The following is a 13,866-nucleotide window of genomic DNA, read 5'->3' as shown; positions in this document are numbered from 1 at the left end:
GCGTTCGCTCAGAAGCCGATCACCGTGGCACCCTCGCGCGAGTAACGCAGGAAGGCATCGCGCGCGATCACGAGGCTCAGCCCGCGGGCGCGCAGCGCGTCTTCGAGGCCGTCGGCCCGCGCGAGCGTGATGCACGCGCCCACGGGGATTCCGGCGGCGAGCAGTTCGTCGATCTGCTCGTTGAAGCGGCGGTCGAGGTCGGTGTCGGTGCGCCCGAGGCGACGCTGCGCGGCGTCGAACACGAAGACCTCGAGGGGCGGATCGTCGGGGCGCGCGGCCTCGGCCATGCGGCGGGGGAGCCGGCTGCCGATCAGGAGCGAGTCGGGGTCGTCGTGGAAGAGGTGGACGACGGTCATCACGATCCGACCACCTCCCGCGACGCCGCCACCGCGTTCGCGGCGCGGACCACGGCGTCCACCGAGGCGGTGAGCACGGAGCCGTTCCGCCCCGCGACCCACGCGGGGCCGTCGGGGCCGCGGTACTCGAGAAGCGTGAGGGCCTCGGCATCCGCTCCCGCCCGCAGCGAGCTCTGGTGAAGCGACAGGATCTCGAGCGCGATGCCGCCGCGGTCCAGAGCGCCGACGAGCGCATCGACCGGCCCCGTCTCGGAGACGCCGCGATACTCGAAACCGTCGACCTCGACCGCCACCTCTGCGCCCGCATCGACCCGCAGCGACGTCACCCGCACGGCGTCGTCGGGGCCGGACAGGTACGCCTCGGCGAAGATCGCCCAGATGTCGTCGGCCGTGGCCTCGTCGCCCGTGCGGTCGGTGTGCCGCTGCACCTGGCGCGACAGGTCGATCTGCAGGCGGCGGGGGATCTCCAGGCCGTACGCCGTCTCGAGCAGGTACGCGATGCCGCCCTTGCCGGACTGGGAGTTGACGCGGATCACGGCGTCGTAGGTGCGACCGATGTCCGCCGGGTCGATCGGCAGGTAGGGCACGCGCCACGCGATCTCGCGCTCGTCGCGGCCCTCGGCGAGGGCCCGGTCGCGGTGTTCGGCGAAGCCTTTGCGGATGGCATCCTGATGCGTTCCGCTGAAGGCGGTGTGCACGAGGTCTCCGACATACGGATGCCGGGGCGAGAGCTCGAGTCTGTTGCAGTGCTCCACGACCCGGCGGACTCCGTCGATGTCGGAGAAGTCGATCATCGGATCCACGCCCTGCGCGTGCAGGTTCAGCGCGAGGGTCGCGAGGTCGACGTTGCCGGTGCGCTCGCCGTTGCCGAAGATGCAGCCCTCCACCCGCTGTGCGCCGGCGAGCACGGCCAGTTCGGCGCAGGCGACGCCCGTGCCGCGGTCGTTGTGCGGATGCACGGAGAGGATCACGGCATCCCGCCGGGCGAGGTGGGTGTGCATGTACTCGATCTGGTCGGCGTACACGTTCGGGGTGGCGATCTCGACCGTGGCCGGCAGATTCAGGATGACGGGACGCTCGGGCGTGGCATCCCACAGCTCCGTCATCGCGTCGCAGATCTCGAGGACGTAGTCGGGCTCGGTCAGGTTGAACACCTCGGGCGAGAACTCGAATCGCACGTTCGGGAGGTGCCCCGCGAGCTCCCAGACGTCGCGGCCTCCGGCGAGGATGAGCTCGCGCAGCTCGTCGCGGTCCCTGCCGAGCACGGTCTCGCGCCAGGTCGGAGCCGTCGCGGTGTAGAGGTGGATGACCACCTCGTTCCGGATGCCGCTGATCGAGGCGACCGTGCGTTCGATGAGGTCGCGGCGCGCCGGGGTGAAGACGACGATCGTGACGTCGTCGGGGGCGATGTCGCTCTCGGCGATGAGCCGGACGAAGTCGAAGTCGGTCTGCGAGGCGGAGGGGTAGCCCACCTCGATCTCGGTGTACCCCATCCGGACCATGAGGTCGAAGAAGAGGCGCTTGCGCTCGGGGTCCATGGGTTCGGCGAGCGCCTGGTTGCCGTCGCGCAGGTCGACGGGGACCCAGAGCGGTGCCTCGGTGATGCGGCGCGTCGGCCACTGCCGTTCGGTGTCGGCCAGGGGAACGTCGACGCGCGAGAAGACGTCGGTGTAGCGGTGAGAGGGCATGTGCGAGGGGCGCTGCCTGTTCCAGGTGGTCATGTTTCTCGGTTCCTCGGGGTGTCGCGGGGGCGACCGTCGCAGCGTGCGGCTCCACGACGGGGAGCCGGTCTGATCAGGCCCCGTCGTGGCGACGAAGAAGGAGGAATCCGCGGAAGGACATGGCAAGACGGTAGCATAAGTCCTCAGACAAGTTGAGGAGTCAGGATGCCGGACCTGAAACGCGTACCCCTCGCCGACCAGGCCGCCGACGTGCTGCTCGCGCGCATCCGGGCGGGGGAGTGGGCGCTGGGCGCCAAGCTCCCGGGCGAGACGACCCTCGCGCCGCAACTGGGCGTGGGACGGTCCACCGTGCGCGAGGCGATCCGGCAGCTCGCGGGTCGAGGCGTGCTCGACTCGCGACACGGATCGGGCGTGTACGTCACCGCCGTCGACGTTCCCGAGGACTGGGAGCAGGTGCTCCGTCGCGCCGACATCGTCACGGTGCTCGAGGCGCGCACGGCGATCGAGGTCGAGGCGGCCGCGCTCGCGGCCGTGCGCCGGACCCCGTCCGACCTGCGATCCATCAAGCGCGCGCTGGCGGAGCGCACGGCGCCGGGGCAGAGCGTCGAGGAACACGTGGATGCCGACATGGTGCTGCACCGCGCGATCGTCGTCGCGGCGCACAACGACGTTCTCACCGAGATGTTCGACGGCTTCGTCCCGCGCGTGCGCCGAGCGATGGTCGACATGCTGCGCCTGCGCCCCGTCGCGGACGAGGGCCGTGACCACGACGCCCACGCCGACGTCGTCGCGGCGATCGGCGAGCGCCGGGCCGAGATCGCCGCCGCTGCGACGCGCGCGCACCTCGACGCGTTGAAGGCGGGGTTCGCCTGAGGAGCACCGTCGGGGGTTGCGCGATCGCTGTCCCTCATCTCACACCCCGCGGTGCTCGCCGTCGTCCAGATGGCGGGGCGGCACCTTCCTGGGGCTCAGCGCGAGCGCTGGTCGGCGCCGGCTGACCCGTTCCCCGATTCCCCGTCCCGGAGGGACGCGACGAAGTCGAGCTTGTCGAGCACCGGATCCGGCAGGAGGAAGGGGTAGAGGTCGTCCTTGCCCATCGACCGGTTGACCATGTTGAGGGCGCTCGCGAGCGGCATCCAGACATCCGTCACCAGCGTGCGGAAGGGGACGGATGCCGAGGAGTCGACGCGCGAGAGACCGTTGGCGGCGGCCGTCTCGACCGTGTCGGTGATGTGGAGGTAGTGCGCCCAGGTCTCGGCGAAATCCTCGTAGGGGTGCATGGTCGCGTACGTCGAGATGTAGCGCTCGGGCCAGTCGGCCGGGGGACCCTCGGAGTAGTGGCGGTCGATCTCGGCCTGGTAGTCGGCGGTCTCGTCGCCGAAGAGCGCGCGCGCCTCGCTGCGGCGGTCGGTGCCCTCGACGAGGATCCACTCGAAGTAGTGCCCGCTCTCGTGGCGGAAGTGGCCGAGCATCGTGCGGTACGCCTCGCCCAACTGCTCCTGAACCCGGACGCGGTACGCGTCGTCGCTCTCGGCGAGGTCGATCGTGATCACCCCGTCCGCGTGGCCGATCGTGACGTCCTCGGCGACGCTCGACAGCAGGTCGAAGCAGAGGCCGCGCTCGGGGTCCTCGGCCTTGCCGACGACGGGGAAGCCGAGACGGTCGAGCTCGACGAGCAGCCAGCGCTTCGCACGTTCGGCGACGGGGTACTGCGAGAGCCCTTTCGCGTCGGCGTCGTTCGGGCGCACGCGGGTGAGATCGCAGGCCGAGCACTGCCCTCCCTCGACCGGCGCGAGCCACGTGCAGCCCGACAGGTTCAGGTTGCGGCACACGTGCCAGGCTCGTCCCTCCGCATCGATGTACCGACCATTCGCATCGACGGGAACGATCTCGACCTCGTCGCGCGAGAAGCCGAGCGGGGTGTGGCATGACACGCAGACCGAGTTCTCGAACCAGAGGGCGTTCCCACACACGCGGCATCGGAAGGATTTCACCTGTCGAGCCTGACACGGGCGCTCGGTGTCGGGGACGGGGTTGCGCGGTCTTCCTAGAATCGTGAGGTCGCCCACCGGAAGGACTCCCGTGACCCCCACCCCGGCCGGATCCCTCGCGCGGCGGGTGCTGTGGCATCCGTTCCCGTGGGCGGTCGTCTGCTTCGCGGGGGCGGTGGCGCTGTTCGGTCTCGCGCAGGAGTTCTGGGGCTTCCTGCTCTCGCTCGTTGCGGGATGGGCGCTGGCGCAGACGCTTCTGCACGCGCTCGCGTTCGTGCGGACCCGCGCGGTGTCGGTGGCGGCGCACCTCGCGCTGGGGATCGCGGCCGGGTTCGCGGTCTTCCTGATCGTGCAGCCGGGGGACTGGCCCGTGGCGGTACCGCTGACCGTGCGCTCGACCCTTTCGTTCGCGATGGCGCCCTTCGCGGGCTGGATCTGGCTCTCGTTGGTCGGGCGAGTGACCGCGGCCGTCCAGACGACCTCGGATAAGAGGGCCGCCCAGCTCATCGAGCCCGCGTGGGAGCGCTGCGGCAGCGAGTGGACGCTCCGGCTCCCCGTCGTGCCGCTCCGACGTTCGGCCTACCTCGCGGTCGGCGCGGTGCTCGGCGTGCTGGCGGCCGGCGCGATGGCGACGTTCGTGCTCGTCTTCGCCGACCTCGCGCAGAGGCTCGGCCCGATGGCGATCCTCCTCCTGCTCGGCTGGGCGGTGGGGGCGCCCGTGTACCTGGTGGTCGGCGCTCTCGCGCGAGCGCGCACGACCACGGTGGAGCTGTGCCTCAGCGCGGAGCGCGTGCGGGTGCGGACCATCGACGGCGTCACGCTGATGGATGCCGGGACCGATGGCATCCGGAGCCTGACCGTGTCGTCGCGCAACCCGCCGACGCGGATCGTCGTACGCCCGGCGGAAGGGCCCGGACTCGTGCTGCTGGTCGGCATGGCGCGCCGACCGAGAGGGACGGCGCCGACGGTCCCCGAGCTCCCGCGACGCCTGCTCCACGCGCTGAAGGGGGCGGGGTTGACGGTGTCGGCGGGGAAGCGGGCGCGAGCGGGCGAGACGACCCTCGAGCGCTCACCCGGATAATGGCGGAATGACCACCGCCCGGATCGTCATCCTCTTCGCCGTCGCCGCCCTGGCCGAGATCGGCGGGGCGTGGCTCATCTGGCAGGCCGTGCGCGAGAACCGGGGCTGGTGGTTCGCGCTGCTGGGCATCGTCGCTCTCGGCGCCTACGGGTTCTTCGCGGCGCTCCAGCCCGACGCGAACTTCGGGCGGGTCCTCGCCGCGTACGGGGGAGTCTTCATCGCCGGCTCGCTCGCGTGGGGGGTCGTCGTCGACGGCTTCCGTCCCACGACCTGGGACTACGTCGGCTCGGCGATCGCCCTCGTCGGCGCGGCGATCATCATGTTCGCCCCGGGCCAGTCGACGGCGGGAGAGATCTCGTGACGGATGCCGTGACGCCGGCCCTTCGCGACCGACGGGCGGCGGACCCGGAGGTCCGCCGCCCGTTTCGCCGTCACTCGTAGCGCAGCGACTCCACGGGATCGGCCCGCGCAGCCCGCGCCGCCGGGAGAGTGCCCGCGAGGAATGCGATGCCCATCACCGCGAGGGTCGTCACGAGGATCGACACCGGGTCGAACGCGATCAGCTGCAGCCCCGGCAGGTCGCTGAACAGGCTCGCCGCGAGCTGCGCGCTCACCGCCGTGCCGACACCGATCGCGATGACCGCGCCGAGAGCGCTGCCGAGCAGGCCGATGAAGATCGCCTCGAGGCTGAAGAGCGAGAAGATCCGCCCGCTCCCCATTCCCATCGCCTTCATGAGGCCGATCTCCCGCGTGCGTTCCTGCACCGACATGAGCAGGGTGTTCACGATGCCGAAGCTCGCCGCCAGCAGCGCGATGATCGCGAACGCGTTGAGCACCAGGACGATGCCGTTGATCACCGACTCGAACGTGCCGAGCTGATCGGCGACGGTCGTGCCCGTGTAGCCGGCGTCGCTCAGCGCCGCCTTCACCTGATCGATCTCCGTGGGCGTCGCTCCCGCCGACACCGTCACGCTCGCCGAGGCGTACCGGTCGAGCTGGTCGGCGGGGACCCCGGTGTTCTGCAGCGTGAACAGCTCCTTCTCGAGGGCAGTGTTCGTCGTGAGCGAGGTGGTGCCGCCGAACGCGTCTTCGGTGACCCCGGTCACGGTCGCCTCGACGAGATGCTGTGTGCGCACCGGGTCGGTCACCGCGATCGTCACGGTCGCCCCGACCGCGTCCGCGGCGTCCGCGAAGCCGAGGGGCGTCACCAGTGCCGAAGGGAGGGCGACCTGCAGCGTGTCGGAGCCGTCGTCGGGTGCGGACCCGTCGGCGATCCGCGGGGTCTGGCCGGCGACGAGGCTACCGACCTGTGCCACGTACGGGTCGCCGCCCGCTGCCTCGACGTAGTCGATCGACACCGACGTCACGGGGACGACCTTCTCGACGCCCGCGATTCCGCCGATCGTCGTGATGTCCTGGTCGGTGAGCGCGGTCACTTCCGTCGTGCCGCCGGGGCGCCCCCCGGGTTGCGACGCCGAGGCGACGGCATCCGGATCGTATTTCTGCGGCCCGGTCGAGGTCGCCGTGGTGGTCTTCGTCACGGTCAGCACGTCGGAGGCGCCCATCGAGGCGACGGTGCTGTCGATGAACGCGTTGATGCCCGTGCCCAGACCGTTCGTGATGGTGAGGGTGAAGGCGCCGACGAAGATCGCGAGCACCGTGAGGATCGTGCGCGTCTTCGAGCGGAATGTGTTCGCGACGGCGGTGGAGACGAGGTCGACGGTTCTCATGCGGCGCTCCGTTCGTCGGCGACGATCAGGCCGTCGCGGATCTGCACCCGTCGATCGCAGCGCGCGGCGAGGTCTTCGTCGTGCGTGACGACGATGAGCGTGATGCCGTGCTCACGGTTCAGGCGGAAGAGGATGTCCTCGACGACGGCGCCGGTGGCCGTGTCGAGGTTGCCGGTGGGCTCGTCGGCGAAGATCACCTGGGGGTCGTTCACGAGAGCCCGCGCGATGACCGCGCGTTGCTTCTGCCCGCCCGAGAGCGCGGTGGCCTTGTTGCGTGCCTTGTCGGCCATGTCGAGTTCGGCGAGCGCCGCCTTTCCACGTCGGGAACGCTCGGCGCGGCCCACGCCCGCGATCTTCAGCGGCAGCACGACGTTGTCGAACACGGAGGCGCTGGGGGTGAGGAAGAACTGCTGGAACACGAATCCGAACGTCTGGTTGCGCGTGCGGTTGAGTCGACGGCCGCGCAGGGTCGTGGCATCCACTCCGTCCAGGCGCACGGTGCCCCGGGTCGGAGCGTCCATGAGGGCGAGCAGGTGCATGAGCGTCGATTTACCGGATCCGCTCTTGCCGACGATCGCGATGCTCTCGCCGCGACGGATGTCGAGGCTCACGCCGCGGAGGGCGTCGAAGCGCGCGGAGCCGCGTCCGTAGGACTTGTGCAGATCGGTGACCGAGAGGAGCGGGGGAGGAGGGTCGGATGCCATGCCCTCACCCTCGCTCGCGGGTGGGGCGCTGCGCGTCCCACCGGTGGGGTGACCGTCTACCCCGCGTGGGGGATTCGCGGATGCCCCCGTCGGGCGATGGCCCGGGGCGTCCGGACGCGCGAGACTGGAGCGGTGAGGGCCGACGAGACGAGCGATGCGGTGCCGCGCTGGCCGTGGGCCGGTCGCCCGTGGTTGATCGACGCGTTCGTCGTCGTGCTTGTCGCCGGCCCGGCGTTCGCGCCCCTTCCCTTCGCCGAGATGCGGCCCTCGAGCCCGCTCGCGTACGCCCTCGTGCTGTCGCCCGCGCTCGCCCTGCCCTTCCGCCGTCGGTGGCCGCGGACGGTGCTCGCCGTGTGCGTCGCCGCGTGGGCCGCCGCCCTGACGCTCGGCACTCTCTCTCCCGGCGGCGCGGTGGCCATGGTCGTCGCGACCTACGGCGTGGCGCACCGCACCCCGCGTCGCTCGTCGATCATCGCGACGGCCGCCGCCGTGGTCGCGGTGCTCTCGACCGGCGTGATCGTCTCGCTCGTGTCGGGCATGGACACCCGCGTGCTCCAGGTGGCGCTGTCGCTGTCGCTTGCCGGGGCGGTGGGCGATGCGGCGCGCTCGCGCCGCGCGTACGTCGAAGCCGTCGTCGAGAGGGCGCGCCGTGCCGAGGAGACGCGCGAGTCCGAGGCGCGGCGCCGCGTCACCGAGGAACGCCTGCGCATCGCCCGCGACCTGCACGACGCCGTCGCGCACCGGATCTCGGTGATCAGCCTGAACGCGGGTGTCGCCACCTCGATGCTCGAGACGCGCCCCGACCGCGCGCGCGAGGCCCTCGCCACCATCCGCACCGCCTCACGCGACGTGCTCGGCGAGATCGGCACGATGATGAGCGTCCTGCGCGCCCCCGACGACGCTCCCGTCCGCGTCCAGCCGGGGCTCGCGCGAGTGCCCGAGATCGTCGAGTCGGTGCGCGTCGCCGGGTGGGACGTCGTGGTGCGCGACGAGATCGGGACGAATGCCGAGGCCGCCGGCATCCCGCTCGGCGTCGACATCGTGGCCTATCGCGTCGTGCAGGAGGGACTCACGAACGCGCTCAAGCACGGCACCACCCGCCGCGCGCACGTGCTGCTGCGTCGCGACGGTGACGAACTGGAGATCGTCGTGACGAATCCGATCGAGCGAGTGCCCGACGCCGGTGACCAGGAGCTTCCCCCGTCTGGCTTCGGACTCGTGGGGCTCCGAGAGCGCGTCGACGCGGTGCGCGGCGCCCTCGAGGCGGGGCTCGCTCCCGGTGGTTACCGGCTCGCCGCGCGGCTGCCGTTGCCCGCGCGCCAGGGAGCGCCCGCCGGGGGGCCGGCCCGGGCCGCGCGGTGGCCCGAGTCTTCGCCGGAGCGGGCGTCATGACGACCGTGATCGTCGTCGACGACCAGGCGCTCATCCGCACGGCTGTGCGGGACCTGCTGGATGCGGCCGAGGGGATCTCGGTCGTCGGCGAGGCCGCGGACGGCGACGCCGGGGTCGATCTCGCGCGCAGGCTCCGCCCCGACGTCGTTGTGTCGGACATCCGGATGCCGCGCCGCGACGGCATCGAGCTGACCGCGCTCGTCTGCGCCGATCCGGCGCTCGCCGAGACCCGGGTGCTGATCCTCACGACCTTCGAGGAAGACGACTACGTCGTCGCCGCGCTGCGCGCCGGGGCGAGCGGCTTCATCGGCAAGGGCGCCGAACCCGACGACATCGTGCGAGCCGTGCTGTCGGTCCACGAGGGCGGGGCGCTGCTCTCACCCGCCGCGACGCGCGCGCTGATCGAGAAGTACGTGCGGGCCACGGGGTCATCGGACGTGCCGGCTCCCGTCTCGCTGGATGGCCTCACCGACCGCGAGCGCGAGGTGCTGCTGCACGTCGCGCGCGGGCGCTCCAACGACGAGATCGCCGCGCACCTGTATATCTCTCCGCACACCGCGAAGACGCACGTGAAGAACACGATGCTGAAGCTGGGCGCGCACGACCGCGCCCAGCTCGTCATCGCGGCCTACGAGAGCGGGCTGCTCACGCCGGGACGGTGACGGCTCGGCCCGCGGAGCGCGAGACTGGCCCTATGACCATTCCCTCCGGTGATCCGACGACCCGTCTTTCCGCCGTCCTGGCGGCCATCGACGCCGACCATCCGCTCAAGACGCCGCTGCACTACAACGTCGGGCACGTCGCCCCGCGCCTCGACCGTCTCGAAGCGAAGCTCGCGTACACCGCGGAGTACATCGCCTTCCTCGAGCAGAGGATCGCCGCGCTCGAGGCGCGTCTCGATGCGGGCTCGGCGGGCTGACCCCACCTCACGCGTGGAAGCGCGCCCCCTTCGTGATCCGGTCGACGGCGTTGCGCGGTCCCCGGAGCGCGATCCCCACGAGATCGAGGTCGGCGGCGGCCACCGCCGCGACGGCCGTGCGATTCGCGGCGTCGTGCGAGGTCGAGAACAGCTCGCGCGTGTACACGGCCAGGGCGACGTCGTCGCGCGCCGCGGCCTTCGCTCGCGCGCGGGCGAGGGTCTCGGCATCCGCGGTCATCACCATGACGGGCTGACGGAGCATCGGCGAGTAGGTCGTGCCGTCGGCGTCGCGGTACGGCTCGCCGACGAGGTCGGGGGCGCTCGTGGCGATGCCGCTCATCACGAAGGCCGTGACGTTGAGCTCTTGCCAGGGGGCGAGGTCGTCGGCGAGCACGACGACCACCTTCGTGTCGAACAGCGGAGCGGGAGAGGCATCGGTCATGCCTCCAGCCTCGGACCCCGGTGTCGGGGGTGTCTTGTACGTTTCTTGCATGGGTGATCGGGTGCGGGCGTGGCATCCCGACGTCCCGATGCTGCGCGAGGTGTATCACGCGAGCTTCGCGCACAGCTACCCGCCGCACACGCACGACGACTGGGCCGTGATGCTCGTCGATCGCGGTGCCGTGACCTACTCCCTCGACCGCGCCGAGCATCACGCGACGCCGACGGCGCTGACCCTGCTGCCGCCCGGGATCGCGCACGACGGTCGTCCGTCGGTCGACGGCTCGGGCTACCGCAAGCAGGTGCTGTATCTCCGGGGCGACTGGCTCGACGCCGGCGTCGCCGCCCGCATCGCGGATCGCCCCACGCTCACGAACGCCCCGGCGCAGACCGCCGCGCGGCGCGTGCACGCGGCGCTCGCCCACCCGGGCGACGAGATGGCCGCCGAGCACTGGCTGCTCGCCGTCCGCGACACCGTGCTCGCGCACGCCGGCTCATCGGCGTCGGCACGCCGAGACACGCCGCTCGCCCGACGGCTTCGCGCGATGCTCGACGACCGCTACACCGAGTCGTTCACGATCGCCGAGGCCGCCGCAGAGCTCGGCGCGCACCCCAGCCACCTCGTCCGGGTGTTCTCTGCCACGTACGGCATCGCGCCGCACCGCTACCTCGTCGGCCGCCGGGTCGACGCCGCCCGTCGTCTGCTGGGGGAGGGATGCCGTCCTGCCGACGTCGCGGCCCGCACAGGCTTCCACGACCAGGCCCACCTCGCGCGGCACTTCCGCCGCGTCTGGGGTGTGACGCCGGGCACGATCCGCGCGGCCTAGACGCGGCGCGCGTCCGCCGCCTCGGTCAACCCGGCCATCCAGGACGCCATGCGGTCCTGGCCCGCGCTCGTGTCGAGCTCGTCGCGCACCTCGGGGTGCTCTCTCCAGAACCGGAGCACGACGTACACGAGCCACGCGTGCGACGCGAGCGAGTCGACGGGGACGCGGTGTTCCTCGATCGACCCGTCGGCGCCCGCGGCGCGGAGCTTCAGCTCGGGCACCGTGTTCCCGCGCCGTGCGTCGACGGGTCCGCCCGGTACGACGTCGATGATCGCGTCCCACGGCCAGGAGCGGTCGTAGTCGCCGCGATCGAACGAGTACAGCGTGACGCCGGAGCGGCCCACCACCAGGCCGCGCGGACGCCGCGCGAACCACCGCGCACGCCCGCGCACCGCGAGTGAGTTCGCGCCGGCGAGAGCGACGATCGCCGCGGCCAGCGTCAGCGGCACGAGGAAGACGAGAACAAGCAGCGACTGACCGCCTTCCACGATGCAGCGGACGATCAGGATGCCGCACGCCACCGTCGTCACCAGACCACCCCCGAGCAGCCACAGGCACGACCACAGCGAAGGGGCGCGCTGCCGGAAGAACGACACCCACGAGTCGGCGGGTCTTGTCTCGGCGCGCGTGAGCGCGAGCGCGTTCACGAACTCGGGCAGCGCGCGCTCGCCGCCCGCACGCTCGCCCCCGACGGCGACCACCGCGAGGAACCCGAGGAGCACCAGCGCGACGATCGTCCCGAGGACGGTCTGCTCGCCGACGACGGCGACCCACAGCGCAGCCGAGAGCGCGAGGCAGCACACGACGAGCACGCTGGTGAGGAGCCGCGACCGCGGCCGCGCCGGGCGGAGGTTCCAGCCGGGCGGCAGGGGGTAGGGAGCCAACGTGACGCTCATGGGTCCATCTCAGCATCCATCCGTGGCCCTCGGTGGGCCCGTCTCCCCGTTCCCGGACGGGCGTAGCGTGAGGGGTACCGCACGCTCGTCGAAAGGACTCCCCGTGACCACCGTCGCTGAGAACATCGTCGCCTCCCTCCGCCGCCACAACATCGAACGGGTCTACGGCCTTCCGGGCGATTCGTTGAACGGCTTCACGGACGCCATCCGCCGAGACGGCGTGATCCGGTGGCAGCACGTGCGGCACGAGGAGGGGGCGGCTTTCGCGGCCGCGGCCGAGGCCGAGTTGACCGGCGAGCTCACGGTGTGCGCGGGCAGCTGCGGGCCGGGGAACCTTCACCTCATCAACGGTCTCTACGACGCCAACCGCTCGCGGGTTCCGGTCCTGGCGATCGCCGCGCACATCCCGACGGCCGAGATCGGCACGAACTACTTCCAGGAGACGCACCCGCAGGAGTTGTTCCGCGAGTGCTCCGTCTACGTCGAGTACGTCGCCGACCCCGTGCAGATGCCGCGCCTGCTCGAGATCGCGATGCGCGAGGCGATCGAGAAGCGCGGGGTCGCGGTGCTCGTCATCCCCGGAGACGTGCTGCTGGCGAAGGCCAAGAACGAGCGGGTCGTCGCGATCGAGCGCGCGACCCCTCGCATCCTTCCCTCCGACGAGGAGCTTCGACGCACGGCCGAGGTGCTCAACGCCGCCCGGAAGGTCACGATCCTCGCGGGTGCGGGCGTCGCCGGGGCGCACGACGAGGTCGTCGAACTCGCCGAGCGTCTGCAGGCGCCCGTCGTGCACGCCCTGCGCGGCAAGGAGCACATCGAATGGGAGAACCCCTACGACGTCGGGATGACCGGACTCCTCGGCTTCTCGTCGGGCTACCGCGCGATGGAAGACGCCGACGTGGTGCTGATGCTCGGCACGGACTTCCCGTACCCGCAGTTCTATCCGCAGCACGCCACGCACATCCAGGTCGACATCCGGGGTGCGCAGCTGGGCCGGCGGCATCCGGTCGACATCGGTCTGGTCGGCACCGTCCGCGACACGGTCCAGGCGCTGCTGCCGCTGCTCACCGAGGGGAAGTCCTCGCGGCACGCCGACGACGCGCGCGAGCACTACCGCAAGACGCGCGCGAAGCTCGACGACCTCGCCGTGCCGACGGGTCGCGGAAAGCCGCTGCACCCGCAGTTCGTCGCGCGGACGCTCGACCGCCTCGCCGAGGACGACGCCGTCTTCATCCCCGACGTCGGCTCGCCCGTGGTGTGGGCCGCGCGCTACCTCACGATGACGCGCGAACGTCGCCTGATCGGGTCGTTCTCGCACGGCACGATGGCCAACGCGGTCTCGCACGCGATCGGAGCGCAGTCGGCGTTCCCCGATCGGCAGGTCATCGCCCTCGCCGGTGACGGCGGCCTCGCGATGCTGCTCGGCGAGCTCATCACGATCGTGCAGAACGACCTGCCGGTGAAGGTCGTCGTCTTCGACAACTCCTCGCTGAACTTCGTCGAGCTCGAGATGAAGGCCGCGGGCTTCGTCACCTTCGGTACCGATCTGAAGAACCCCGACTTCGCCGCGGTCGCCGAGGCGATCGGACTGAAGGGCTTCCGCGTGGACGACGCGAACGACCTCGAGGGCGCGTTGTCCGCGGCCCTCGCGCACGACGGGCCGGCGCTGGTCTCGGTGAAGACCGCGCGGCAGGAGCTGTCGATGCCGCCCTCCGTCACGCTCGAGCAGGCCAAGGGCTTCACCCTCTACGCGATCCGCACGGTGCTCTCGGGGCGCGGCGACGAGCTGATCGACCTCGCCGCGACGAACTTCCGGCAGCTGTTCTGAGCGGCGTGCACGTCGCGAG

Annotated in this window: 15 protein-coding genes; 8 read left to right on the top strand and 7 right to left on the bottom strand. The window is 71.4% G+C overall.

Going from position 1 to position 13,866, the window contains the following annotated elements; translation table 11 throughout:
* Nucleotides 1-8: 8 nt before the first annotated feature.
* Both NS283_RS00165 and NS283_RS00160 read right to left on the bottom strand, forming a co-directional pair.
* Complete coding sequence (locus NS283_RS00165) at nucleotides 9-359, bottom strand: hypothetical protein (RefSeq protein ID WP_193752602.1); 351 nt, start codon at nucleotides 357-359, stop codon at nucleotides 9-11.
* A complete protein-coding gene (locus NS283_RS00160; RefSeq protein WP_058594859.1) occupies nucleotides 356-2,077 on the bottom strand; it encodes a 2-isopropylmalate synthase in 1,722 nt (573 codons plus the stop codon). The genes NS283_RS00165 and NS283_RS00160 overlap by 4 nt, the downstream gene beginning before the upstream one ends.
* Before the next feature lie 165 nt (nucleotides 2,078-2,242).
* On the opposite strand from NS283_RS00160, the gene NS283_RS00155 reads away from it, so the two are divergent.
* Complete coding sequence (locus NS283_RS00155) at nucleotides 2,243-2,911, top strand: FadR/GntR family transcriptional regulator (RefSeq protein WP_058594858.1); 669 nt, start codon at nucleotides 2,243-2,245, stop codon at nucleotides 2,909-2,911.
* Between the two features lie 95 nt (nucleotides 2,912-3,006).
* Here the strand turns inward: NS283_RS00155 and NS283_RS00150 are convergent, their stop codons facing one another.
* On the bottom strand, nucleotides 3,007-4,011 hold the full coding sequence (locus NS283_RS00150) for a zinc-binding metallopeptidase family protein (protein WP_275934949.1): 1,005 nt from the start codon (nucleotides 4,009-4,011) through the stop codon (nucleotides 3,007-3,009).
* A 109-nt stretch (nucleotides 4,012-4,120) separates the two neighbouring features.
* Between NS283_RS00150 and NS283_RS00145 the strand changes: the two genes are divergently transcribed.
* Entirely contained in the window at nucleotides 4,121-5,110 is a 990-nt protein-coding gene (locus tag NS283_RS00145) for a hypothetical protein (RefSeq protein ID WP_058594856.1), read from the top strand.
* Nucleotides 5,111-5,117: 7 nt separating this feature from the next.
* On the top strand, nucleotides 5,118-5,471 hold the full coding sequence (locus NS283_RS00140; RefSeq protein WP_058594855.1) for a YnfA family protein: 354 nt from the start codon (nucleotides 5,118-5,120) through the stop codon (nucleotides 5,469-5,471).
* Between the two features lie 70 nt (nucleotides 5,472-5,541).
* Here the strand turns inward: NS283_RS00140 and NS283_RS00135 are convergent, their stop codons facing one another.
* Entirely contained in the window at nucleotides 5,542-6,840 is a 1,299-nt protein-coding gene (locus NS283_RS00135) for an ABC transporter permease (RefSeq protein ID WP_058594854.1), read from the bottom strand.
* Entirely contained in the window at nucleotides 6,837-7,544 is a 708-nt protein-coding gene (locus NS283_RS00130; protein ID WP_058594853.1) for an ABC transporter ATP-binding protein, read from the bottom strand. Before NS283_RS00130 ends, NS283_RS00135 begins: the two co-directional genes overlap by 4 nt.
* A gap of 132 nt (nucleotides 7,545-7,676) precedes the next feature.
* On the opposite strand from NS283_RS00130, the gene NS283_RS00125 reads away from it, so the two are divergent.
* The 3 genes from NS283_RS00125 to NS283_RS00115 are packed head-to-tail and all read left to right on the top strand — an operon-like array spanning nucleotide 7,677 to nucleotide 9,855.
* Nucleotides 7,677-8,936 (top strand): sensor histidine kinase, encoded by a 1,260-nt coding sequence (locus NS283_RS00125; RefSeq protein ID WP_058594852.1) that lies wholly within the window; start codon nucleotides 7,677-7,679, stop codon nucleotides 8,934-8,936.
* Entirely contained in the window at nucleotides 8,933-9,598 is a 666-nt protein-coding gene (locus NS283_RS00120; protein ID WP_058594951.1) for a response regulator transcription factor, read from the top strand. The genes NS283_RS00125 and NS283_RS00120 overlap by 4 nt, the downstream gene beginning before the upstream one ends.
* A gap of 32 nt (nucleotides 9,599-9,630) precedes the next feature.
* Nucleotides 9,631-9,855, top strand: a complete 225-nt coding sequence (locus tag NS283_RS00115; protein WP_058594851.1) for a hypothetical protein — start codon at nucleotides 9,631-9,633, stop codon at nucleotides 9,853-9,855.
* Nucleotides 9,856-9,862: 7 nt separating this feature from the next.
* On the opposite strand, the gene NS283_RS00110 is transcribed toward NS283_RS00115, so the two are convergent.
* Nucleotides 9,863-10,297, bottom strand: coding sequence for a DUF2000 family protein (locus NS283_RS00110; RefSeq protein WP_058594850.1), 435 nt, complete (start codon nucleotides 10,295-10,297; stop codon nucleotides 9,863-9,865).
* Nucleotides 10,298-10,346: 49 nt separating this feature from the next.
* On the opposite strand from NS283_RS00110, the gene NS283_RS00105 reads away from it, so the two are divergent.
* Complete coding sequence (locus NS283_RS00105) at nucleotides 10,347-11,123, top strand: helix-turn-helix transcriptional regulator (RefSeq protein WP_058594849.1); 777 nt, start codon at nucleotides 10,347-10,349, stop codon at nucleotides 11,121-11,123.
* Here NS283_RS00105 and NS283_RS00100 read toward each other — a convergent pair.
* Complete coding sequence (locus tag NS283_RS00100) at nucleotides 11,120-12,019, bottom strand: hypothetical protein (RefSeq protein WP_058594848.1); 900 nt, start codon at nucleotides 12,017-12,019, stop codon at nucleotides 11,120-11,122. The genes NS283_RS00105 and NS283_RS00100 overlap by 4 nt on opposite strands.
* Nucleotides 12,020-12,122: 103 nt before the next feature.
* On the opposite strand from NS283_RS00100, the gene poxB reads away from it, so the two are divergent.
* On the top strand, nucleotides 12,123-13,847 hold the full coding sequence (gene poxB / locus NS283_RS00095; protein WP_058594847.1) for a ubiquinone-dependent pyruvate dehydrogenase: 1,725 nt from the start codon (nucleotides 12,123-12,125) through the stop codon (nucleotides 13,845-13,847).
* Nucleotides 13,848-13,866 lie beyond the last annotated feature (19 nt).

The sequence above is a fragment of the Microbacterium testaceum genome, from assembly GCF_001476285.1.
Lineage (GTDB): Bacteria > Actinomycetota > Actinomycetes > Actinomycetales > Microbacteriaceae > Microbacterium > Microbacterium testaceum_B.
The sequence above is the reverse complement of the archived record's forward strand: the minus strand, read 5'-3'. Positions and strand labels throughout refer to the sequence as shown.

Coding starts and splice junctions, on each gene's coding strand:
- NS283_RS00160 (WP_058594859.1), bottom strand. CDS start 2,077: ATGACCACCTGGAACAGGCAGCGCCCCTCGCACATGCCCTCTCACCGC.
- NS283_RS00155 (WP_058594858.1), top strand. CDS start 2,243: ATGCCGGACCTGAAACGCGTACCCCTCGCCGACCAGGCCGCCGACGTG.
- NS283_RS00140 (WP_058594855.1), top strand. CDS start 5,118: ATGACCACCGCCCGGATCGTCATCCTCTTCGCCGTCGCCGCCCTGGCC.
- NS283_RS00135 (WP_058594854.1), bottom strand. CDS start 6,840: ATGAGAACCGTCGACCTCGTCTCCACCGCCGTCGCGAACACATTCCGC.
- NS283_RS00130 (WP_058594853.1), bottom strand. CDS start 7,544: ATGGCATCCGACCCTCCTCCCCCGCTCCTCTCGGTCACCGATCTGCAC.
- NS283_RS00120 (WP_058594951.1), top strand. CDS start 8,933: ATGACGACCGTGATCGTCGTCGACGACCAGGCGCTCATCCGCACGGCT.
- NS283_RS00115 (WP_058594851.1), top strand. CDS start 9,631: ATGACCATTCCCTCCGGTGATCCGACGACCCGTCTTTCCGCCGTCCTG.
- NS283_RS00110 (WP_058594850.1), bottom strand. CDS start 10,297: ATGACCGATGCCTCTCCCGCTCCGCTGTTCGACACGAAGGTGGTCGTC.
- NS283_RS00105 (WP_058594849.1), top strand. CDS start 10,347: ATGGGTGATCGGGTGCGGGCGTGGCATCCCGACGTCCCGATGCTGCGC.
- NS283_RS00100 (WP_058594848.1), bottom strand. CDS start 12,019: ATGAGCGTCACGTTGGCTCCCTACCCCCTGCCGCCCGGCTGGAACCTC.